Below are 19,803 nucleotides of genomic sequence, written 5' to 3'. Positions count from 1 at the left end.
GGTGCGGCATAATCCGAACTTTACCCTTGAACCATCTTAACAACGGCGGACACATGACTAGAGAGACCGGTATTCACAACGCGGCGATCGCGCTCGGCACCTCAGGCTTGAAGGGGCTTTCGGCGGTCTATTATAATCTCGGAGCAGCAGAGCTTTATGAGGAGACATTGCGCCGGGGTGAAGCAGAATTGACGGCACAGGGTGCACTTGTTGCCCGCACCGGCCAGCACACCGGCCGTTCGCCAAAGGATAAGTTTGTTGTCCGCGACGGATCAACCGAAGATCACGTCTGGTGGGAAAACAATTCACCCATGTCGCCTGAGGCTTTCGAGCTCCTCTACGCGGACTTCATGGAGCAGGCAAAAGGCAAAGAACTGTTCGTCCAGGATCTGGTCGGCGGTGCCGATGAAGATTACAAACTGAACACTCGTGTGATCACCGAATTCGCCTGGCATTCGCTGTTCATTCGCAACTTGCTGATCCGTCCGGAGCGGGGATCGCTCACAAGCTTCGTGCCGCAGATGACCATTATCGACCTGCCGTCATTTCGTGCTGACCCGGCAAGACATGGCACACGGACGGAAACGGTTATCGCCGTCGATCTGAAGCGTTTGATCGTGCTCATCGGTGGCTCGGCCTATGCGGGCGAGATGAAGAAATCGGTGTTCACCGCACTTAACTACATTCTGCCGGCCAAGGGCGTCATGCCTATGCATTGCTCGGCCAATGAAGGCCCGGATGGCGACACTGCTGTCTTCTTCGGCCTGTCGGGCACGGGCAAGACGACACTTTCGGCCGATCCGAGCCGTACATTGATCGGCGATGACGAGCATGGCTGGGGCGAACACGGCGTCTTCAATTTCGAGGGCGGCTGCTATGCCAAGACGATTCGCCTTTCAGCCGAAGCCGAGCCGGAAATCTTTGCAACGACCCAGCGTTTCGGCACCGTACTTGAAAACGTCGTTCTCGATGAAAACCGCCAGCCGGATTTCAATGACGGCTCGTTGACGGAAAACACGCGGTGCGCCTACCCACTCGATTTCATTCCAAATGCATCGAAGTCCGGCAAGGCCGGGCACCCAAAGAACATCATCATGCTGACCGCTGATGCCTTTGGCGTAATGCCGCCCATCGCCAAGCTTACCCCGGCGCAGGCCATGTACCACTTCCTGTCCGGCTATACCGCCAAGGTCGCCGGCACCGAACGCGGCGTGACCGAGCCAGAGGCGACGTTCTCAACCTGCTTCGGCGCCCCGTTCATGCCGCGTCACCCCTCGGAATATGGCAATCTCCTGCGCCAGCTCATTGCCGATCACGGCGTCGATTGCTGGCTCGTGAATACGGGCTGGACCGGCGGCGCTTACGGGACAGGCAAGCGCATGCCAATCAAGGCCACCCGCGCACTGCTGACGGCGGCGCTGGACGGTTCGCTAAAGAATGTCCAGTTTCGCACGGATCCGAATTTCGGCTTTGCTGTCCCGGTTTCCGTGCCAGGCGTCGATGAGGCCATTCTAGATCCGCGTTCGACCTGGGTGGACAAGGCCGGCTACGATGTTCAGGCAAACAAGCTGGTCGATATGTTCATTCGCAATTTCGGCAAGTTCGAAAGTCACGTCGATAGCGATATCAAGGCCGCTGCCCCGCACACACCGGTCGCCGCGGAGTAATTCCACGGCAATCCTGACAATCCAAAAGGCCCCGTTGCAAACAACGGGGCCTTTTGCATATGCGGCAATTTTCTGATGCTTTGCTCAGAATCAAAGTTTGGTTTACCAATCCAGTCATGGAAGAGAGCCGGAGCCGAATAAAAATCACCAATCGAGATCTGGATTGACGAGGACGATCTGGAGGAAAATTTCATTCGCTCGGCTGGTCCTGGCGGACAAAACGTCAACAAGGTCTCCACAGCGGTGCAATTGCGGTTTCTGGCCGCGCGAGCGGGGCTGCCGGATGATGTGTTTGCACGGCTGATAAAGCTTGCCGGCCAGAAAGCGACCAAGGATGGCGATGTGCTCATTGAAGCCAATCGCTTTCGGACACAGGAACGCAACCGTCAGGATGCGCTCGAACGCATGATTGCGCTGGTTGCGAAGGCGGCTGAACCACCGCCGCCGCCCCGCAAGAAGACGCGGCCAACGAAGGGCTCCATCGAACGCCGCCTCAAAGCAAAATCCGGCCGTGCCGATGTGAAAAAAATGCGTGGCAGGGTCAAAGGAGATTGAGCGCGCGTCCCTAATATTAACTGCGCCCGTTATTCTCGGCTTTTCAAGCTCTTCGCGGAGTGCCACAACAGCATCTGTCGGTTTGAACAATCAACAAGGAGCCAGACATGGGACTATTTGATTTCGTTAAATCCGTAGGAAAGAAAATCGGCATCGGCGATGACGAGCCCGACGCAGAGGCGCTGAAGAAAGAGCTGGATTCGCACAAGCTTGGCACGGACAATGTCCAGGTCGTTGTTGAAGGCGACAAGGCAGTCCTGAAAGGCAATGTCACCAACCAGGAAATTCTTGAAAAGGCCATCATTGCCGTTGGTAACTCGCTCGGTATCTCCAAGGTAGAGACTGACGGATTGAAGGTTGATGAGACAACCACCGGTTCCGTCACCAAGGCAGCCGTGTTCTACACGGTGAAGAAAGGCGACAATCTGTGGAAGATCGCCGAGTCCCAATATGGCAAAGGCAAAGGCGCGAAGAACACGGTTATCTTCGAAGCCAACAAGCCGATGCTGAGCCATCCCGACAAGATCTATCCGGGTCAGGTACTGCGTATCCCGCCGCTCGACTGAGTCTAACCCTTACGCAATCGCCCGGCTCTGCTTGCAGCCGGGCCGTTGCTTTCGAAAGCCGCGCCCAATCCGATGCTCCTGCTTGCACCCGGCATTCGCTACTATCCGGATCATTTCGATCCGGCCGAACAGGCGGTGCTGGTGGAGGACATCCGAGGTGTCGTCACTGAAGCACCACTCTATGTCCCAGCCATGCCGAAAACCGGCAAGGAAATGAGCGTGCGCATGACCAATTGCGGCCCGCTTGGCTGGGTCACCGACAAGGAGTCGGGCTACCGCTATCAAGCGCGGCATCCGGTGACGCAGAAGCCTTGGCCGGCCATTCCGCCGCGCCTGCTGGCACTGTGGCAGGCGGTCGGTGACTTTCCGCTGCCGCCGGAAGCCTGCCTGGTGAATTTCTATTCGGAAACGGCAAAGATGGGCCTGCACCAGGATCGTGACGAGCAAAACTTTCAGGCGCCGGTCGTTTCCGTGTCGCTCGGCGACGCCTGCCTGTTCCGCTTCGGCGGTGCAAATCGCAAAGACAAGACACAGTCGATACGGCTATCAAGCGGCGATGTGATTGTTCTCGGTGGCGAGGGCCGTCTGGCGTTCCATGGTGTCGATCGTATTTATCCGGGCACGTCGACGCTGCTGAAGAGCCCAGGGCGGATAAATCTCACTTTGCGCCGGGTCACAGCTTCCTGAGCGCGACTTCCTCGACGAGGTGATTGTCGCCCTTGCGCAGGATCAGATCAGCACGCGGCCGGGTCGGAAGGATGTTTTCTCTCAAATTCTTCAGATTGATGTTGGCCCACAGGCTTTCGCCGATAGTGAGGGCAGAATCATCCGAAATAGTCGAATAGCGATGGAAGAATGAGCTCGGATCCTTGAACGCCGTTTCCCGCAGCCGCATGAAACGGCTGATGTACCATTTGTGGATCTGCTCTTCATCCGCATCGATATAGATGGAAAAATCGAAAAAATCCGAGACGAACGGTACCATCTTGCCGTCTTCGGGCAGATCGCGAACCTGAAGTACGTTGATGCCCTCGAAGATCAGTATATCGGGTGCATCCACTGTTTGAAATTCACCCGGCAGCACGTCGTAGGTCAGGTGTGAATAGAGCGGCGCGTTGACATTGCGCTGGCCGGCCTTGATCTGCGACAGGAAGCGCAGGACCATGCCGACATCATAGCTCTCCGGAAAGCCCTTGCGCTCCATCAGGCCCTTGGCGCGCAGGACCTCGTTCGGATAGAGGAACCCGTCGGTGGTTACCAGATCGACCTTCGGGCTCGATGGCCAGCGGGCCAGCAATTCTTTCAGGACACGCGCGGTGGTGGATTTACCGACCGCCACCGAACCGGCAATGCCGATGATGAACGGCGTCTTGAAGGCGTCGCCGGTGTTGAGAAACTGCCGGCGCTGGTAGAACAGCAGCTGACTTGCCTCCACATGTGCGGAAAGCAACCGCGACAGCGAAAGATAAATCCGGCTCACCTCATCGAGATCGATCGGGTCCCCCAAAGAACGCAGACGCTTGACCTCGTCATAGGTCAACGTCATTGGCGTGTCGGCACGAAATTCTGCCCAGCGCTCGGCGCTGAAGAACCGGTAGGGCGAAAACTCGCTGGGTGCCAACTGATCCACGACTTCCCCTTCCGTCTGCCGTACGAATGCCGGTGCTTTGAACATGATCAGTCATGTCCTCGCGCGGCTTTTTCTTCGATTCCGGTCTGAGCCGTCCGCCGGTCGAGTTCCTCGAGGATTTCCTCAAGCTTTATGCCGGAAATCCCGAGAACGACGATGAGATGATAGAGCAAATCTGCACTTTCCGAAACAACACCCTGCCTGTCGCCGGAAACCGCTGCAATGACGGTTTCAACCGCCTCTTCTCCCAGTTTCTGGCTGGCCTTGCCAATGCCCTTGGCGTAGAGACTGGCCGTATAGGATTTGACATCCGCTGAGGCGGCGCGTTCCGCCACAATGCGTTCGAGATCAGCGAGGGTGAATGCGGTCATGAAAGCATTTCTCCATTCAGCGGACGGGGTCGAGGCGCATCGGAATACCCGCTGCCGCCATATGGGCTTTCGCCTCGCTGATCGTATAGGTGCCAAAGTGGAAAATCGATGCGGCCAGCACGGCCGAAGCGTGACCCTCGAGAATGCCTTCGACCATATGATCGAGATTGCCGACGCCGCCCGATGCGATTACTGGCACACGAACCGCATCGGCAATGGCGCGCGTCACCGGGATATCATACCCGATCTTCGAGCCATCCCGGTCCATCGAGGTCAGTAGGATTTCGCCTGCGCCGAGATCGACCACCTTGCGGGCAAATTCCACTGCATCGATGCCCGTCGCCTGCCGTCCGCCATGGGTGAAAATCTCCCAGCGGTCTGTCTCGCCCGCGTGTGACACTTTCTTGGCGTCGATGGCAACGACAATGCATTGATTGCCGAACTTGTCGGCCGCTTCGGCAATAAACTCAGGATTGTTCACTGCCGCTGTGTTGATCGAAACCTTGTCGGCGCCTGCGAGCAGCAGCTTGCGAATGTCGCCAACAGTACGCACCCCACCACCGACCGTCAGCGGCATGAAACATTGCTCGGCCGTGCGGGCGACAACATCGAAAATCGTCTCGCGATTATCCGACGAAGCGGTGATGTCGAGAAAGCAGAGCTCATCCGCCCCTGCTGCATCGTAGGCCTTCGCCGCCTCGACAGGATCACCGGCGTCAATGAGATCGACAAAGTTGACGCCCTTGACGACACGTCCGTCTTTCACGTCGAGACAGGGTATAACACGGGCTTTGAGGGTCATGCGGCGCGCTCCCGTGCTTCGCGAAGGACCTGCAGCGCTTCCGCTGGGTCAATCCGGCCATCATAGAGCGCGCGGCCGGAGATCGCGCCTTCAAGCTTCTTCGCATCCGGCATGGTCATGCGGACGATATCGGCGATCGAGGCAAGGCCGCCCGACGCGATGACCGGAATGGCGACTGTCTCTGCCAGTTGCAGCGTCGATTCCCAGTTGATGCCGGCGAGAACACCGTCGCGGTCGATATCCGTATAGATGATCGCAGCGACGCCAGCGCCTTCGAACTTCTTCGCCAGCTCGACAACGCCGAGTGTCGAGGCTTCTGCCCAGCCTTCAACGGCAACCTTGCCGCCCTTGGCGTCGATGCCAACCGCCACCTTGCCGGGAAAATGCTTGCAGGCCTCGATAACAAGCGCCGGATCGCGAACGGCGACCGTCCCAAGAATGACACGGGAGAGCCCCTTTGCCAGCCAGTCCTCTATATGATCGAGCGTGCGGATACCGCCGCCAAGCTGTACAGGATTTTTCGTGGCCTTGAGGATCGCATCAACCGCAGCACCGTTGACGGACTGACCGGCAAAGGCACCGTTCAGATCGACCACATGCAACCATTCAAAGCCTTGCGTCTCAAAAGCTTTGGCCTGTGCAGCTGGATCGGCATTGTAGACCGTGGCCTGATCCATATCGCCAAGCTTGAGGCGCACACACTGACCGTCTTTCAGATCGATTGCAGGAAAAAGGATCACGGATTCCACCTCAGAAAATTGGCAATGAGGGCGAGGCCCAGCGCCTGGCTCTTTTCCGGATGAAACTGCGTCCCGGCCATATTGTCGTTGGCTACGGCAGCGGTGACTGTCCCGCCATAGTCAGTGACGGCAACCACGTCATTTTCAATCTCGGCATCAAGAAAATAGGAATGGACGAAATAGGCGTGCAGGCCCTGCGGCCCCGTCTTGATCCCATCGAACAGCGGATGCGGACGAGTGAGACGTATGGTGTTCCAGCCAATCTGTGGAATCTTCAGCGCTGGATCTGATGGCACCATCTCGCGGACATCACCCTTGATCCAGTCGAATCCGGTGGAGATCGTCTTCTCCAGACCGCGCGACGACATCAACTGCATGCCAACGCAGATGCCAAGGAATGGCCGTGCCTTTTCCACCGCCACCTCGTGAATGGCATCGACCATGCCCTCGACAGCATGAAGCCCGCGGCGGCAATCGGCGTAGGCGCCAACGCCCGGCAGGACAATACGATCGGCGGTGCGCACCCGAGATGCATCGTCGGTCAGATCAATCGTCGCATTGATGCCGCTTTCCCGCGCTGCCCGTTCGAAAGCCTTGGTGGCCGATCGAAGATTACCGGAACCATAATCGATTATGGCGACACGCATGTTCAATTGTCTCCCCGGTGGCTGACCAGCCCCACCATGCTACCGAGTACCGGATTTGGTCCGCCTCGAAGCGGCGGCATAACCACTTTGGGACCAGCCGCCTCCTGCCGCATCATTGCCGGGGCGAATTTCGGCCCGAGAAACCATGCGGTTTCGGCATCCGCCGCACTGTCTGAATCAACAATTCCTATCTGTTCAAACCCGCGCCGTTCAAGCCGCGACGCCCGCCAGTTATTCGCCTCGAACCCCACCAAAAGCGATAGCAGCGCCGTGGCGAAGGCCGCCATATTGTCGTGACCGGTCAAATTGCCCACAGCTGAAATCACGACCGTCAATCCCATCACGAGCGCCGCCTCGAACCATAGCCGGTGCACCAGCAGCCAAGGGACCGGCAGCACGAAAGCCAGGAAGGCAAAACCATCCCGTATGAAAACAGTGCTGTCGTCGTCACGCTGGCCATTCTGCGGCCGTGGTGCCAATACAAGGAAACTGGCCATGTCTCAGCCCTCTCGTCAGCCGTTCAGCGTGCCCTTGGTTGAAGGAATGGCATCCTTCTGGCGCGGATCGGTTTCGATGGCGCTGCGCAGCGCGCGCGCAACCGCCTTGAAACAGGTCTCGGCAATATGGTGATTATTGGCACCATAGAGGGTCGACACATGCAAGGTGATACCGGCATTCTGCGCCAGTGCCTGGAAAAATTCCCGCACCAGCTCCGTATCGAATGTTCCGATCTTCGGGCTTGAGAACTCCACCTGCCATATGAGAAAAGGCCGTCCCGAGACGTCGAGCGCGGCACGTGTCAACGTTTCATCCATGGCGAGATCAAGGGAAGCATAGCGGTTGATACCACGCCGGTCACCCAGCGCCTTGGCGATAGCCTGTCCTACGGCGATGCCTGCGTCCTCGACCGTATGGTGGTCATCGATATGCAGATCGCCTTTCGCCTTGATGTCCATGTCGATCAGCGAATGACGCGAGAGCTGCTCCAGCATATGATCAAAGAAGCCAACGCCGGTGGAAATGTCGAATCTGCCTGTCCCATCCAGATTGACCGAAACGGCAATACTGGTTTCCTTGGTGCTACGCTCGATCCTGGCACTGCGTGTGCTGACGTTGGTCATTGCTGTTTCCCGCCCCTTGGGTTCTGGAAGCTTGATTGAGGCCTTCTAAAACACGAACGGCGAATCTCCAAATGCTTTGATGGCGCAGCTTCGAATGGCCATTTGCAATTCCGTGACTGCTTCATACATAAGTGTCACATAAGGGGTTCGATCTGCAGCCAATTGGAGCATAATCGAATCCGCTTGAAGGAGCTGAATATGCAAGAACACAATCCCTCGACGATGTATGGCACGACGATTGTCACCGTCCGCAAGAACGGTAAGGTGGTCATCGCCGGTGACGGACAGGTCAGTCTCGGCAACACCGTCATGAAAGGCAATGCCCGCAAGGTACGCCGCATCGGCAAAGGAAACGTCATAGCCGGTTTTGCTGGCGCAACCGCCGATGCCTTCACCCTGCTTGAGCGGCTCGAAAGCAAACTCGAACAATATCCCGATCAGCTGATGCGCGCCTGCGTCGAGCTTGCCAAGGATTGGCGGACCGATCGATATCTGCGCCGTCTCGAAGCGATGATGCTTGTCGCGGACAAGTCGGTGACGCTGGCGCTTACCGGCACCGGCGATGTGCTCGAGCCTGAGCATGGTATCATGGCTATCGGTTCCGGCGGCAATTATGCGCTGGCGGCTGCACGGGCGCTCGCTGATACGGACTTGAGCGCTGAAGAGATTGCCCGCCGCGCCATGCAGATTGCTGCCGACATCTGCATTTACACGAACACGAGCGTCACACTCGAGACCATCGATGCCGAATGAGTCCGACTACCACTATCGCTTCATACCGGTTGAGCCACGCCACCTGAACATGATCTCGGATTGGCTGGCAGAACCGCATGTGGCGAAATGGTGGGGCGAAGATCCCGAGGATGAGATGGCATTGATTGTGGAGCATTTGGACAGCGTCTCGGTCGAGCCGTTTATCATCATGCTTGGCGACGAAGCCATCGGTTATCTCCAGACCTATGACCCACATCTGGAAGATGATCATCCGTACCAGGATCAGCCGACCGGTACGCTCGGCCTCGACCAGTTCATCGGTGAACCCGATTTGATCGGCAAGGGCCATGGGGCCCGGCTGCTCGACGAGTTCGTATCGCTGCTGTTTGAAGAAGGCGTGCCTCGCGTGATCGTCGATCCGGATCCCGCCAACGAGCAGGCTATCAAGGCATACAAGAAGGCGGGCTTCATTGCTTTCGACACCCGCACATCAATTTACGGTCCCGCCCTGTTAATGGCGCGAGACAATCCTGAACTATGGCCAGATGAAACGAGAATACAATGACAACATTTTCCCCCGCGAAATCGTCTCTGAACTCGACCGCTACATTATCGGTCAGAATGATGCGAAACGTGCCGTCGCCATCGCATTGCGCAATCGCTGGCGCCGCCAGCGCTGGAAGGCCAGATGCGCGAAGAGGTCATGCCAAAGAACATCCTGATGATCGGACCGACGGGCGTCGGCAAGACGGAAATTTCCCGCCGCCTGGCCAAGCTGGCTGGAGCACCCTTCATCAAGGTGGAAGCGACCAAGTTCACCGAAGTCGGTTATGTCGGCCGGGACGTCGAGCAGATCATCCGCGATCTGGTAGAAGTCGCCATCGGCCTTGTGCGTGAAAGGAAACGCGAAGAGGTGAAGGCAAAGGCGCATATGAATGCGGAAGAGCGTGTGCTGGATGCACTGGTTGGCAAGACCGCGAGCCCGGCGACACGCGACAGCTTCCGCAAGAAGCTGCGCGACGGACTTATAGACGACAAGGAAATCGAGGTCGAAGTCGCGGATACCGGTTCGGGTATGCCAAATTTCGAGCTTCCGGGTATGCCGGGCGCCAACATCGGTGTGCTCAATCTCAGCGACATGTTGGGCAAGGCCATGGGCGGACGAACCAAAACCGTCAAGACCACCGTCAAGGAATCTTATTCCGTGCTGATCAATGACGAGTCGGACAAGCTGCTCGATCAGGAACAGATTACTCAGGAAGCGTTGCGGTCGGCCGAGGATGATGGCATCGTCTTCCTTGACGAGATCGACAAGATCGCCGCTCGTGATGGCGGCGTCGGAGCCGGCGTGTCACGTGAAGGTGTCCAACGCGACTTGCTGCCGCTGGTGGAAGGAACAACGGTCGCGACCAAATACGGTCCGATCAAGACCGACCATATCCTGTTTATCGCGTCAGGCGCTTTTCATGTTTCCAAACCGTCGGACCTTCTGCCGGAATTGCAGGGGCGTCTCCCGATCCGTGTCGAACTCAGCGCCCTGACGCGCGATGACATGCGGCGTATCCTGACCGAGCCGGAAGCCAGCCTGCTGAAGCAATATATTGCATTGATGGCGACCGAAGAGGTTACGCTCAACATTACCGATGATGCGATCGACGCTTTGGCGGATATCGCCGTCGACCTCAATTCGACGGTGGAGAATATCGGTGCGCGGCGCCTGCAGACGGTGATGGAACGTGTGCTCGACGACATTTCGTTCAATGCACCAGATAAATCCGGTGCCGAGCATACAATCGATGCCAAATATGTCCGCGAGACCGTTGGAGATCTCGCCAAAAATGCGGATTTGTCGCGCTTCATCCTCTAGGGTGACGCATCGCATGTGACCAATGCCCCCTTGAGCTGCGAGGGGGCATTCTTGCGATTCAGCAATGCTGGCGGTGAGGTTTTTCTGGCTTTCGGAGAAGCAAGACGTTATTCGGAGCGCCTGACCGAAACTTTGGACCGATGATGAAACGCCACCTGATCCTTTTCGCGACAAGTTGTTTTTTGCTCTCCGCCATGCAACCGGCTGCAGCCGTAACTGTCGTGCCGGAAGGCAACCGCAACGCGAGCCAGCCCGGCGTTCCCGCCGCATCCGCCAAGCGGACGCGCGAGATGAACACGACCTACGAAGCGAAGTATGAGAAGATTTACAATCTATTGAAAAGCGATTCCAAACTGCGGTCGAAGATAGCCAGCGTTGCCCGCACCTATGGCATCGATCCCGTTCATATCGTCGGCGCGCTTATTGGCGAACACACCTATAATGTTGACGCCTATGACCGCTTGCAAACCTATTATGTAAAGGCAATTTCCTACGTGCAGCAGGGTTTAAGCTTCGACTACCAGGGCGAGAGCATTGGTACGTTTGTCAAGCGGCCGCAATTCGCCTCTTGTGCGCAGTTCAAGGATAGCCTGCGGCTCTGGACCTGCCGCGAAGATGTCTGGGAACAGGACTTCCGTGGCAAGACTGTCGACGGCAAGGGCTTCCCCGACAAGCGATTCAGTGCCGTATTCTTCCAGCCGTTTTACGCGGGACAGAGCTTTGGCCTTGGCCAGCTCAGCCCTTTGATTGCCCTGCAAATGACCGACATGGTCAACCGTTATTCCGGCCTGCCAAAGCTCGATGCAGACCATGCCGCCGATGTCTACAAGACGATCATGGACCCGGATCTGACGCTGCCCTACATGGCGGCAGCACTGAAACATTCGATCGACGTCTATCGCCGCATCGCTGATTTCGACATCTCCAATAATCCGGGCATCACCGCGACCCTTTACAATACCGGTGGCGCGGACAGCCGCGCGCATGCGCTGGCCAATGCCAATGCGGCCCGGCTCGCTAACGGTGAGGCGCTCCAACTGCCGGAAGAGAACTATTATGGCTGGCTGGTCAACGAAAAGATCAATCAGTTGCAGACGCTTTTCTGATCGAAGGACCTAGCGTCTGCGTTTTTCCGGCAAGGTTTTCAACTTCTGGATCAGGCTCTTGGCCATGTCTGTGTCAATCTCGCGGATTTTCGCCGCCAGGAGATTGGCAAGTTCCGTCACTACGGGTGAAAGACCACCCGTATCGATCGTGATGCGGGGGTCCGATATCATCGCCAATCGTTGCAGCTCTTCTGCTTCGTCCCAGATAATATTGAAATACTGGATAATGCGCTGCAGCTTGTCCCATGTTGGCTGACCACGTTTTCCGTGTTCCAGTGCCGAAAGATATGCCGCAGATACACCGATTGCCTTGGCCATGTCCTTTTGCGAAATGCCACGTTCGGCACGCAGGTCTCGGAGTTTCTCGCCGAACGGGGTCATGGCATCTCCATTGGCCGGCGCATACGCACATAGATTGCGCCGGTTCCGCCATGATTGCGCGCTGCATCTTCATAGCCATTGACCAGGATGCGGAAGGCGTGCGTTGCGAACCATAGGGGCACGGCCTGACGCAGCACCCCGTCGCTGCCCATGGACGATCCCTTGCCGGTGATCACCAGGACATGGCGCAACTTTCGCAGATGCGCGCGCTGCAGGAATCCAAGAAGCAAACCATAGGCCTCGCTTTGGGTGAGACCATGCAAATCGATCCGGGCTTCGATATCGACGCGGCCCTTTGCTATTTTCCGGTGCGTCGGCCGATCGATGGGGTGCAGGCGATTGGCAGGTTGAAGGCCAGGCTTTGGCGCGGGCGATGCTGCGGGTCTGGCGGTATCAGGGGCCGATGGATGAAGTGGCGCCGGTTGCTTTGGCGTGGCGATCAGGAAGGTCGGCTTTTCCTTGCCCTTCAGCGGACGCGCGGTCTTTGCTACCGTTTCCCAGAGGATCCGGTCTTCGAGTGTAGCAAACTCGTCTTGAACCACCTTCTTCTTCATAGCTGTTGAGCCAGAAGCGAACGCGGAACCAGAGCATAGAAATCAGCTTTGTTGCGGATACCACCCGCGATCTCACCTGCAGCATCACCGGAACCGGCGAATAGGTCGCCGCGTGCGGGACCGACAATGGCCGATCCGGTATCCTGGGCAATCATCAGACGGGCAAAGCAGTCGCCACCAAAAGCCTTCAGATCGGGGGCGTGGATGTAGAATGGCGTCCCGAACGTATGCAGCAGCCGATCAACGGCGAGCGACCGGCCGCCGGTCAGCGGCACCTTTGCGGCAGCAATCGGGCCAAGCGACTCGTCCTCCACGTCGGCTTCGCGGAAGAAAATATAGGACCGGTTGTTCCACATGAGCGCGCGGGCTTTTTCCTGATGATCGGCAAGCCAGCTGCAGATCGACCGCATGGACATATTTTCAGGCGCAATCTCGCCGCTGTCGAGCAGGATCTTGCCAATCCCGGTGAAACGATGCCCCGTTTTCGCTGCATAGGTGATGCGGCGCAGGGTCCCATCGGTCATCTTCAACTGAGCCGCGCCCTGAACATGCACAAAGAAGGCGTCCACAGGACTTTCGACGAACGCGATTTCCAGGCCCCGGTCGTTCAGAGCGCCGCTTTCAATTGCAGGACGGTCAAAATATTCGACAAGCCCTGCTGGCGTTTGCCGGGCAAAGGCAAAATAGGGATCAAGCCCATCGGGTCGATTGCCGTCATCGACATCAACGAGATCGTCAGGGCGGCGGAGAAACGGAACCACAAACCGCTCGGTGCGAACGGGAGAGGCAATGACCTGCGGTTCGTAGAAACCGGTGACGAAACCATCGTTTGGTTCAGTGCTTGTTACGAGAGCGGGACGAAACCATTTCTCGAAAAAATTCCGTGCCTGCTGATCGGTTTCGACCAATGTTTCACGTGAATCAGCAAAAATGGGAGCGAGTGCCTCGAAACTGATACCGAGTGCGCCGGACTTGTAGGGCTTTTCGCGGACACGCTCCGCCGATCGAACGAACGCACCGAAGGCTTCCAATTGCCTGTCGTCATCCCAGCCAGGACAGTCTTTGAAATCCACCGGCTTGAACAGGGGTGACAGCATGGCCATTACGTCTCAATCGCTGATCAATCTTCGGCTTCGGTCGCGACCAGCTTCCAATTGGGATCTTTCGAACGTGTGTCACGGGCGAAGGTCCAGACATCCTTGACCTCGGCAACGGATTCCTTGTCGCCATCGATCACGTTGCCGTCCTTGTCGAGCGTTGCCGAAATCAGCTCGCTGATAATTCGGACGGTGACGTGGGACTCGGTGCCCTTCATCTCCGCACCAATGATCTCCGCCTTGTTGATGCCAACAAACGACGACTGCACTTTCTCACCGCGCGATTCCCGGTCAGCAATCGCAGCGACGAAACCGTCGAAGACTTCGCGGGATAGCAAGGATTTGAGTGTCTTGCGATCGCCGTCGGCAAATGACATGACGATCATTTCGTAGGCCATCTTCGAGCCCTCAAGAAATTTTGAGGGTTCGAACGAAGGGTCGACGTTCTGAATCGCACGCAAACCGTCATTCAGCGGCGTGCCGGGCTTGGCGATCGCATCAACTTTTTCGAAGCTGCTTTCCTTCACTTCACCACGCCGCGGCAGGGAAACGACATTGTCGCCTGGCTTTGTCTTGTCATCGACTTCGGCGGTACGCGTATAAGGATTGAATGGAGGGCGTTCGTTGCCGGTGCGCCGGCCAAGGACCTTGCGCAGCTGGAGGAAGATCACCACTGCCGCCACGAAGAAAAAAATCGTTCCAAAGTCCAAATATTCCATGTCGCCTGCCATTCATCCCAAAGTTCGTTACGGCCTTCGATCTTCTGCCGAAATACCAAAATCATATAGATTGCCAGAGGCAATCATACAAATGCTCATCTTGCTTGCCTATATAGGCATGAAATTGACGCCGGGTATGGATAATAACCGGATATCTCATTCGAAAGGTAAATTAGTTTGCGATCGTCTCTCGTGCCTTTGCTCTTTCTGGCGCTGCCGTTTCTGGAAATCGCCGGTTTTATTGTGGTCGGCAGCGAGATCGGCGTGCTGGCAACGCTCGGTCTTATCGTCCTGTCGATCTTTCTCGGCGTCTTCCTGCTGCGTTTTCAAGGATTTGGGCTCATTCGGAAAATTCGCGAGGAAACAGCCGCTGGCCGAACGCCAAAACGCGAGCTCGTTCACGGCGTGATGCTGGTCTTTGCCGCATTCCTGTTGATCATTCCTGGCTTCATCACCGACATTATCGGTCTCCTGCTGTTCATACCGGCGGTGCGAGACATTGGCTGGCGCTTCGTCAGCGACCGGGTGGTTGTGATGCGGCCCGGCAGCCATGGAACATCTGGATCCGGAGCATCGCGTCGAAAGGACCGGGTTATCGAACTCGATCCCCAAGAATATTCCCGTAAGCCCGACCCGGACTCCCCATGGAACCCCAAGCCGTAGCCGGAATGAAACGATAGGATTAGAGTGCGTGCCTTGCCTCGCTAAGGCACACATGCTAGCGAGCCATCATTCATTCGATACCGTGCATAACGGACGTAACAGAAGAAGGTTTCCAGACAATGGCTCAAAAGCCTGATGAAAAGGCCGGGAACGGCAATGAAGTGACCAATGGCGAGGGAACTGGCCAGCAGCAGTCGTTGAATATACTGGCACAGTATGTGAAGGACCTGTCTTTCGAGAGCCCCGGCGCTCCGCTGTCTTTGCGGCCGCGCGACAAGGCTCCCGGCATCAGCATCAATGTCAACGTCAATGCCAATCCAATTGCGGAGAACGACTTTGATGTAGTTCTGACGCTGACGGCCAAAGCCGGTGAAGGCAAGGAAGTCCTCTTCAACGCGGAACTCGTCTATGGAGGCGTTTTCCGTCTTGTCGGTTTCCCGCAGGAGCATTTGCTGCCGCTGCTGTTCATCGAATGCCCGCGCCTGCTGTTCCCGTTCGCCCGTCAGATCATTGCCGAGGCGACGCGCAATGGCGGTTTCCCGCCGCTGATGATCGACCCGATCGATTTCGCGCAGATGTTCCAGCAGCGCATGGCCGAAGAACAGGCCAAGGCGAAAGTCAGCTAAGCCAGCTGTTTCGAGACAGTGAGAACCCGGGTCCAGGCCCGGGTTTTTTATTGGAGTTCAACGGCGGCGCGGCGCTCGTTCCAGATGGCTTTCTCACCAATCTTTTCCACCAGTTTGGCGTGGGCCAGTTTCTCCGATTCGGTCAGACGTGGCGCAAGCGGTACAGGCCGGCGTGATATCACGATCGGTCCCGATGCATCGCTGGTCTGTTGGTTGTTGGATTGCTCTGCAATCGTGAGGCCCAATGCCGCCTGCTTGCCGCCGATCAGCTCGATATACACTTCCGCGAGAAGCTGCGAGTCCAGCAGCGCGCCGTGCATGGTCCGGTGGCTGTTGTCGATGCCATAGCGACGGCACAAAGCATCGAGAGAATTCGGGCCCATCGGGTGCTTTCGCCGCGCAAGCGCCAACGTGTCAACCACGCGATCATTGTGTATCGGTGGATGTCCAAGGCGATTTAGTTCCGCATTGATGAAGCCCATATCGAACATCGCATTGTGCGCGATCAGCTTGGCGCCATCGATGAAATCGAGGAAATCATGGAGGATGCCGGCGAAAAGCGGCTTGTCGGCAAGCTGGTCATTGCTGATGCCGTGCACGGCCAGCGCGTCCGGATGCACAACCTTGCCCTCGGGATTGATATAGACGTGAAATGTGCGGCCTGTCGGGAAGCGGTTTACCAGTTCGACGCCGCCAATTTCGATGACCCGGTCATCCAGCCGGTCAAGCCCTGTCGTCTCCGTATCGAATATAATTTCGCGCATGGAATCATCCTTTTGCCCAAATTCCACGAATTGGCCAATTCGGGCAAGGGGAGATGGGTCCTGTCCCCCGCCTATCCTGACAAGAGGCCGATAATTTTGCGGACCTCGGCCCGGGTCACATCGAAATCATGGCGGGTGTCGATGATGAAATCCGCCCGCGCGCGCTTTTCCGCATCCGGTGTCTGGCGGGCAAGGATCGCATCGAATTTTTCTGGCGTCATGCCGGGACGTTCAAGAACGCGCTTTCGCTGGACATCCTCGGGTGCCGTAACGACGAGTATCTTGTCCACCCGACGATCGGCACCGGTTTCAAACAGCAGTGGAATATCGAGAACGATCAGTTTTGCGTCACGCGACTGTGCGTCATCGCGAAACCTGTTTTCCTCGGCGCGTACCAGCGGATGGATAATTGCCTCCAGTTTTTCCAGCGCTTTTGGCTTACCCACGACTGCCGTCGAGAGCTTCGTGCGATCGACTTTGCCATTCTTGGTGGTTCCGGGAAATGCCGCTTCAATCAGCGGAACCGCCGCACCCGTATAGAGCGAATGAACGGCCTCGTCAGCCGAGTAAACCGGTATCCCTTCATCGTCAAACATCTGCGCCGATGTGGATTTTCCCATGCCAATCGAGCCGGTGAGGCCAAGGACGATCATTTGGATCGCCTGCTTAAGCTGTGTGGGTTCATATCTGCCAGGATCAGGTCACGCAGCGCCGGCGTCACCTCCGGCCTGACGCCAAACCAACGCTCGAACCCTGGTACTGCCTGGTGCAGCAGCATGCCGAGGCCGTCGGCGGTTTTCAGGCCAAGTTCCCCTGCCGCCCTCAGCAGCGGCGTTTCAAGTGGTACATAGACGATGTCGGTTACCAGCGCATCCGGCTCGGCTCGCGACAGATCAACGGCGGCATCAGCGTTGCCTTCCATCCCGAGCGAAGTCGTATTGACAATCAATGCGGCGCCTTTCAGCAGTTCTGGAATTGCGCGCCATTCATGCGCAGTGATCCCAGCGCCAAAACGGTCTTCCAGCTGCTTGGCCCGGCCGACCGTGCGATTAACGATGCGAATGTCGTCGAAACCTCGCTGCTTCAACGCATAGACCACTGCGCGGCTAGCACCGCCCGCGCCCAATACCATTGCTGATTTATTCCTGTCCCAGCCAGGACGGAGCGCATCGAGATTGGCAACGAAACCATAGGCATCGGTATTGCCACCACAGAGTTTTCCGTGGTCGAACCACAATGTGTTGACTGCACCGATCTCTTCGGCGGCCGGGTCATGCCGATCGGACAGCGCAAATGCACTTTCCTTATGCGGAATCGTGACATTGCCGCCGGCATAGCCATTTCGTTGAAGGCTCTGCACGAAATCGGCAAAGCCTTCTGGCGCGACTTCGATAGCCTGATAGGAACCGCTCAACCCGTATTGATTCAACCAATGGCCGTGGATCAGCGGTGAGCGCGAATGGCGAATGGGGAAACCTGTAACAAAAGCCTTAGCCATCGATGGCACCTTCGCGGCGCAATTCTTCAAGCAGCGGCAAAAGCGGCAAGCCGACAATCGTGAAGTAGTCGCCTTCGACCTTTTCGAAAAGCTGCACCCCTTCCCCCTCATATTGGTAAGCGCCCACACTCTGCAGGGCCGCCGTTCCGACACGCGACAGGTGCCTGCCGATGAAACCCGGGTCGAGATCGCGCAATGTCATGCGGGCGACAGACACGTGACGCCACAATGTTTGACCATCCCTGGCGAGCACCACCGCACTGTTGAGATGATGCGTCCGGCCCGACAGTTTCAGCAACTGCCGCCGCGCGGCTTCCATACTATCCGGCTTGTGCAAAACTTCGTCACCAAGGGAGAGGGTCTGGTCCGAGCCTATCACCAGTGCTGAAGGATTTCGCTCGCTGACGTCGATCGCCTTGGCTTCCGCGAGCACCAGTGCAACATCTTCAGGCGTCGCGCCACTGTCATAGAGTGGCGCCTCTACCGCCCGCTCATCGATACCGGCTGAATTCGCCGTGAACGCGACGCCAGCATTCTTCAGCAACGTTGCTCGGAACGGGCTTTTGGAGGCTAGAATGATGTTCATTGTCATATCTTCGTTGCCTGAAATCGTTTTGCCCCAATTCCGTTATCGTCCCTCTGCGCGCAGGGCAAGAACAGCAGCAGCAGTTTCTTCGATTGAGCGGCGGGAAACATCGATCATCGGCCAATTGTGCCGGTGGCAGATCTGCCGTGCATAGGTGAGTTCCTCGATAATATTGGCCCGGTCGAGGTATTGGTCGGCGTCAAACCCATGCGTTGCACCGAGCACGCGATGCTGGCGCACCTGCGATATTCGTTCCGCCGAGGCTACCAGCCCGACAATCAGCGGCCTTTCGGAGTTTATCAAAACGTCGGGAATAGGAACACCGATTACGATGGGGACATTCACGGTCTTGATGCCGCGATTGGCGAGATAAATACTCGTTGGTGTTTTGGATGTGCGTGATATGCCAATCAGAATCACGTCCGCCTCTTCGATGTCTGGCGGCAATTGGCCGTCATCGTGTTCCATGGTGAAGTTGAGCGCATCGATCCGCCGGAAATATTCGGCATTGAGAACATGCTGGGCGCCGACACGCCTTCCCGCCGGCGCACCCAGATAGGATTGAAAGATGGTCAGGACTGGTTCGAGAACCGATACGCAGGGAACTCCCAGCGCGGCACAGCCATCATTAATCATCGCCGCAAGCCGCTGATCGATGATTGTATAGAGGACGATGCCAGGCTCGGCATCTATGCCATCCAGCACCCGCTTCATCTGCTTTTCCGTACGGATCAATGGATAAACATGCTCTATCGCTCGTGCATGCGCATATTGCGCCGCAGCAGCGCGTCCAGCCGCGATGAGAGTCTCGCCGGTCGCATCAGAAATCATGTGAAGATGAAAGTAATTTACTGGTTTCGTCACAGAAATTTTGCACTCCTGTTGATGGCTGGGGACAATCAGCCAAAGCATCCACAACTGATGGCAGCCATGTGAATTATTGGCAAGTCATCCACAGCGAACCCGATTGTGGGCCGTTGTTCCGGCGCTTCCGGAAAACTGGGGATTGTTGCGACTCTTCGTCTTTCATTCCCCGACTTTCCACATATTTATTCACAATTAGCATTATCTTAAACCATTGTAATGATTATGTTTATGGAGCTTTCCACGTTCTTCCCGGATTTCAACC

24 protein-coding genes and 2 pseudogenes are annotated in these 19,803 nt (G+C 56.8%); 10 read left to right on the top strand and 16 right to left on the bottom strand.

What is annotated here, in order from left to right; translation table 11 throughout:
- The first annotated feature begins 53 nt into the window (after positions 1–53).
- The 4 genes and pseudogenes from N8E89_RS06780 to N8E89_RS06765 all read left to right on the top strand — a co-directional run bounded on the left by N8E89_RS06780 (position 54) and on the right by N8E89_RS06765 (position 3,475).
- Positions 54–1,667, top strand: coding sequence for a phosphoenolpyruvate carboxykinase (locus N8E89_RS06780; protein ID WP_113172636.1), 1,614 nt, complete (start codon positions 54–56; stop codon positions 1,665–1,667).
- A 116-nt stretch (positions 1,668–1,783) separates the two neighbouring features.
- Positions 1,784–2,222 (top strand): annotated as a pseudogene (arfB, locus tag N8E89_RS06775) (alternative ribosome rescue aminoacyl-tRNA hydrolase ArfB).
- A 107-nt stretch (positions 2,223–2,329) separates the two neighbouring features.
- Positions 2,330–2,788: a peptidoglycan-binding protein LysM gene (gene lysM, locus N8E89_RS06770; RefSeq protein ID WP_106662200.1), complete on the top strand. Its 459-nt coding sequence runs from the start codon at positions 2,330–2,332 to the stop codon at positions 2,786–2,788.
- Positions 2,789–2,860: 72 nt separating this feature from the next.
- Complete coding sequence (locus N8E89_RS06765; RefSeq protein WP_106662612.1) at positions 2,861–3,475, top strand: alpha-ketoglutarate-dependent dioxygenase AlkB family protein; 615 nt, start codon at positions 2,861–2,863, stop codon at positions 3,473–3,475.
- Here N8E89_RS06765 and coaA read toward each other — a convergent pair.
- From coaA to hisB, 7 genes are read right to left on the bottom strand one after another with little or no spacing between them, the layout of a single operon-like run.
- Positions 3,462–4,463: a type I pantothenate kinase gene (gene coaA / locus N8E89_RS06760; RefSeq protein ID WP_262261515.1), complete on the bottom strand. Its 1,002-nt coding sequence runs from the start codon at positions 4,461–4,463 to the stop codon at positions 3,462–3,464. The genes N8E89_RS06765 and coaA overlap by 14 nt on opposite strands.
- A 2-nt stretch (positions 4,464–4,465) precedes the next feature.
- On the bottom strand, positions 4,466–4,789 hold the full coding sequence (locus N8E89_RS06755) for a phosphoribosyl-ATP diphosphatase (protein WP_113172638.1): 324 nt from the start codon (positions 4,787–4,789) through the stop codon (positions 4,466–4,468).
- A gap of 16 nt (positions 4,790–4,805) precedes the next feature.
- The gene (gene hisF / locus N8E89_RS06750) at positions 4,806–5,591 is read right to left on the bottom strand and encodes an imidazole glycerol phosphate synthase subunit HisF (protein ID WP_106662198.1); all 786 of its coding nucleotides are present in this window, start codon (positions 5,589–5,591) and stop codon (positions 4,806–4,808) included.
- Entirely contained in the window at positions 5,588–6,331 is a 744-nt protein-coding gene (gene hisA, locus N8E89_RS06745; protein ID WP_113172639.1) for a 1-(5-phosphoribosyl)-5-[(5-phosphoribosylamino)methylideneamino]imidazole-4-carboxamide isomerase, read from the bottom strand. The genes hisF and hisA overlap by 4 nt, the downstream gene beginning before the upstream one ends.
- Entirely contained in the window at positions 6,328–6,978 is a 651-nt protein-coding gene (gene hisH / locus N8E89_RS06740) for an imidazole glycerol phosphate synthase subunit HisH (RefSeq protein ID WP_106662196.1), read from the bottom strand. The genes hisA and hisH overlap by 4 nt, the downstream gene beginning before the upstream one ends.
- A gap of 2 nt (positions 6,979–6,980) precedes the next feature.
- The gene (locus N8E89_RS06735; RefSeq protein WP_106662195.1) at positions 6,981–7,475 is read right to left on the bottom strand and encodes a DUF2628 domain-containing protein; all 495 of its coding nucleotides are present in this window, start codon (positions 7,473–7,475) and stop codon (positions 6,981–6,983) included.
- 15 nt (positions 7,476–7,490) lie between these two features.
- Positions 7,491–8,099: an imidazoleglycerol-phosphate dehydratase HisB gene (gene hisB / locus N8E89_RS06730; RefSeq protein WP_113172640.1), complete on the bottom strand. Its 609-nt coding sequence runs from the start codon at positions 8,097–8,099 to the stop codon at positions 7,491–7,493.
- Between the two features lie 198 nt (positions 8,100–8,297).
- On the opposite strand from hisB, the gene hslV reads away from it, so the two are divergent.
- The 4 genes and pseudogenes from hslV to N8E89_RS06710 all read left to right on the top strand — a co-directional run bounded on the left by hslV (position 8,298) and on the right by N8E89_RS06710 (position 11,786).
- Entirely contained in the window at positions 8,298–8,852 is a 555-nt protein-coding gene (gene hslV / locus N8E89_RS06725) for an ATP-dependent protease subunit HslV (protein WP_113172680.1), read from the top strand.
- Entirely contained in the window at positions 8,842–9,378 is a 537-nt protein-coding gene (locus N8E89_RS06720; RefSeq protein ID WP_113172641.1) for a GNAT family N-acetyltransferase, read from the top strand. Before hslV ends, N8E89_RS06720 begins: the two co-directional genes overlap by 11 nt.
- Positions 9,359–10,680 (top strand): annotated as a pseudogene (hslU, locus tag N8E89_RS06715) (ATP-dependent protease ATPase subunit HslU). Before N8E89_RS06720 ends, hslU begins: the two are co-directional and overlap by 20 nt.
- Before the next feature lie 143 nt (positions 10,681–10,823).
- The gene (locus N8E89_RS06710) at positions 10,824–11,786 is read left to right on the top strand and encodes a DUF1402 family protein (protein ID WP_106662609.1); all 963 of its coding nucleotides are present in this window, start codon (positions 10,824–10,826) and stop codon (positions 11,784–11,786) included.
- Between the two features lie 9 nt (positions 11,787–11,795).
- On the opposite strand, the gene N8E89_RS06705 is transcribed toward N8E89_RS06710, so the two are convergent.
- Genes N8E89_RS06705 through N8E89_RS06690 form a run of 4 tightly spaced genes read right to left on the bottom strand, consistent with a single transcriptional unit; the run spans position 11,796 to position 14,537 of the window.
- Entirely contained in the window at positions 11,796–12,167 is a 372-nt protein-coding gene (locus N8E89_RS06705; protein WP_106662191.1) for a type II toxin-antitoxin system RelB family anti-toxin, read from the bottom strand.
- The gene (locus N8E89_RS06700) at positions 12,164–12,721 is read right to left on the bottom strand and encodes a Smr/MutS family protein (protein WP_262261511.1); all 558 of its coding nucleotides are present in this window, start codon (positions 12,719–12,721) and stop codon (positions 12,164–12,166) included. Before N8E89_RS06700 ends, N8E89_RS06705 begins: the two co-directional genes overlap by 4 nt.
- Positions 12,718–13,818 (bottom strand): murein transglycosylase A, encoded by a 1,101-nt coding sequence (locus N8E89_RS06695; RefSeq protein WP_410010360.1) that lies wholly within the window; start codon positions 13,816–13,818, stop codon positions 12,718–12,720. Before N8E89_RS06695 ends, N8E89_RS06700 begins: the two co-directional genes overlap by 4 nt.
- A gap of 23 nt (positions 13,819–13,841) precedes the next feature.
- Complete coding sequence (locus N8E89_RS06690) at positions 13,842–14,537, bottom strand: Tim44/TimA family putative adaptor protein (RefSeq protein WP_106662607.1); 696 nt, start codon at positions 14,535–14,537, stop codon at positions 13,842–13,844.
- Positions 14,538–14,714: 177 nt separating this feature from the next.
- Here N8E89_RS06690 and N8E89_RS06685 point away from each other — a divergent pair, with 177 nt between their 5' ends.
- A complete protein-coding gene (locus tag N8E89_RS06685; RefSeq protein ID WP_262261509.1) occupies positions 14,715–15,200 on the top strand; it encodes an FxsA family protein in 486 nt (161 codons plus the stop codon).
- Between the two features lie 119 nt (positions 15,201–15,319).
- On the top strand, positions 15,320–15,826 hold the full coding sequence (gene secB, locus N8E89_RS06680) for a protein-export chaperone SecB (protein WP_262261507.1): 507 nt from the start codon (positions 15,320–15,322) through the stop codon (positions 15,824–15,826).
- Positions 15,827–15,873: 47 nt separating this feature from the next.
- Here the strand turns inward: secB and dnaQ are convergent, their stop codons facing one another.
- The 5 genes from dnaQ to N8E89_RS06655 form a co-directional block, all read right to left on the bottom strand.
- Positions 15,874–16,590, bottom strand: a complete 717-nt coding sequence (gene dnaQ / locus N8E89_RS06675) for a DNA polymerase III subunit epsilon (RefSeq protein ID WP_106662188.1) — start codon at positions 16,588–16,590, stop codon at positions 15,874–15,876.
- Positions 16,591–16,661: 71 nt separating this feature from the next.
- On the bottom strand, positions 16,662–17,243 hold the full coding sequence (gene coaE / locus N8E89_RS06670) for a dephospho-CoA kinase (RefSeq protein WP_262261506.1): 582 nt from the start codon (positions 17,241–17,243) through the stop codon (positions 16,662–16,664).
- Entirely contained in the window at positions 17,240–18,088 is an 849-nt protein-coding gene (locus tag N8E89_RS06665; protein WP_262261504.1) for a shikimate dehydrogenase, read from the bottom strand. The genes coaE and N8E89_RS06665 overlap by 4 nt, the downstream gene beginning before the upstream one ends.
- Entirely contained in the window at positions 18,081–18,680 is a 600-nt protein-coding gene (locus N8E89_RS06660; protein ID WP_113172647.1) for a Maf-like protein, read from the bottom strand. Before N8E89_RS06660 ends, N8E89_RS06665 begins: the two co-directional genes overlap by 8 nt.
- Positions 18,681–18,716: 36 nt before the next feature.
- Complete coding sequence (locus tag N8E89_RS06655) at positions 18,717–19,538, bottom strand: pyruvate, water dikinase regulatory protein (RefSeq protein ID WP_106662605.1); 822 nt, start codon at positions 19,536–19,538, stop codon at positions 18,717–18,719.
- Positions 19,539–19,803 lie beyond the last annotated feature (265 nt).

The sequence above is a fragment of the Phyllobacterium sp. A18/5-2 genome (assembly GCF_025452215.1).
In the GTDB taxonomy this organism is placed as follows: Bacteria; Pseudomonadota; Alphaproteobacteria; order Rhizobiales; family Rhizobiaceae; genus Phyllobacterium; species Phyllobacterium sophorae.
Note: the sequence above shows the minus strand (reverse complement) of the source record. Positions and strands in the feature narration are given on the sequence as shown.

Excerpts from the sequence above, each read along its gene's own strand:
- N8E89_RS06780 (WP_113172636.1), top strand. The coding sequence starts at position 54 with ATGACTAGAGAGACCGGTATTCACAACGCGGCGATCGCGCTCGGCACC.
- lysM (WP_106662200.1), top strand. The coding sequence starts at position 2,330 with ATGGGACTATTTGATTTCGTTAAATCCGTAGGAAAGAAAATCGGCATC.
- N8E89_RS06765 (WP_106662612.1), top strand. The coding sequence starts at position 2,861 with ATGCTCCTGCTTGCACCCGGCATTCGCTACTATCCGGATCATTTCGAT.
- coaA (WP_262261515.1), bottom strand. The coding sequence starts at position 4,463 with ATGTTCAAAGCACCGGCATTCGTACGGCAGACGGAAGGGGAAGTCGTG.
- N8E89_RS06755 (WP_113172638.1), bottom strand. The coding sequence starts at position 4,789 with ATGACCGCATTCACCCTCGCTGATCTCGAACGCATTGTGGCGGAACGC.
- hisF (WP_106662198.1), bottom strand. The coding sequence starts at position 5,591 with ATGACCCTCAAAGCCCGTGTTATACCCTGTCTCGACGTGAAAGACGGA.
- hisH (WP_106662196.1), bottom strand. The coding sequence starts at position 6,978 with ATGCGTGTCGCCATAATCGATTATGGTTCCGGTAATCTTCGATCGGCC.
- N8E89_RS06735 (WP_106662195.1), bottom strand. The coding sequence starts at position 7,475 with ATGGCCAGTTTCCTTGTATTGGCACCACGGCCGCAGAATGGCCAGCGT.
- hisB (WP_113172640.1), bottom strand. The coding sequence starts at position 8,099 with ATGACCAACGTCAGCACACGCAGTGCCAGGATCGAGCGTAGCACCAAG.
- hslV (WP_113172680.1), top strand. The coding sequence starts at position 8,298 with ATGCAAGAACACAATCCCTCGACGATGTATGGCACGACGATTGTCACC.
- N8E89_RS06720 (WP_113172641.1), top strand. The coding sequence starts at position 8,842 with ATGCCGAATGAGTCCGACTACCACTATCGCTTCATACCGGTTGAGCCA.
- N8E89_RS06710 (WP_106662609.1), top strand. The coding sequence starts at position 10,824 with ATGAAACGCCACCTGATCCTTTTCGCGACAAGTTGTTTTTTGCTCTCC.
- N8E89_RS06705 (WP_106662191.1), bottom strand. The coding sequence starts at position 12,167 with ATGACCCCGTTCGGCGAGAAACTCCGAGACCTGCGTGCCGAACGTGGC.
- N8E89_RS06700 (WP_262261511.1), bottom strand. The coding sequence starts at position 12,721 with ATGAAGAAGAAGGTGGTTCAAGACGAGTTTGCTACACTCGAAGACCGG.
- N8E89_RS06695 (WP_410010360.1), bottom strand. The coding sequence starts at position 13,818 with ATGCTGTCACCCCTGTTCAAGCCGGTGGATTTCAAAGACTGTCCTGGC.
- N8E89_RS06690 (WP_106662607.1), bottom strand. The coding sequence starts at position 14,537 with ATGGAATATTTGGACTTTGGAACGATTTTTTTCTTCGTGGCGGCAGTG.
- secB (WP_262261507.1), top strand. The coding sequence starts at position 15,320 with ATGGCTCAAAAGCCTGATGAAAAGGCCGGGAACGGCAATGAAGTGACC.
- dnaQ (WP_106662188.1), bottom strand. The coding sequence starts at position 16,590 with ATGCGCGAAATTATATTCGATACGGAGACGACAGGGCTTGACCGGCTG.
- coaE (WP_262261506.1), bottom strand. The coding sequence starts at position 17,243 with ATGATCGTCCTTGGCCTCACCGGCTCGATTGGCATGGGAAAATCCACA.
- N8E89_RS06665 (WP_262261504.1), bottom strand. The coding sequence starts at position 18,088 with ATGGCTAAGGCTTTTGTTACAGGTTTCCCCATTCGCCATTCGCGCTCA.
- N8E89_RS06660 (WP_113172647.1), bottom strand. The coding sequence starts at position 18,680 with ATGACAATGAACATCATTCTAGCCTCCAAAAGCCCGTTCCGAGCAACG.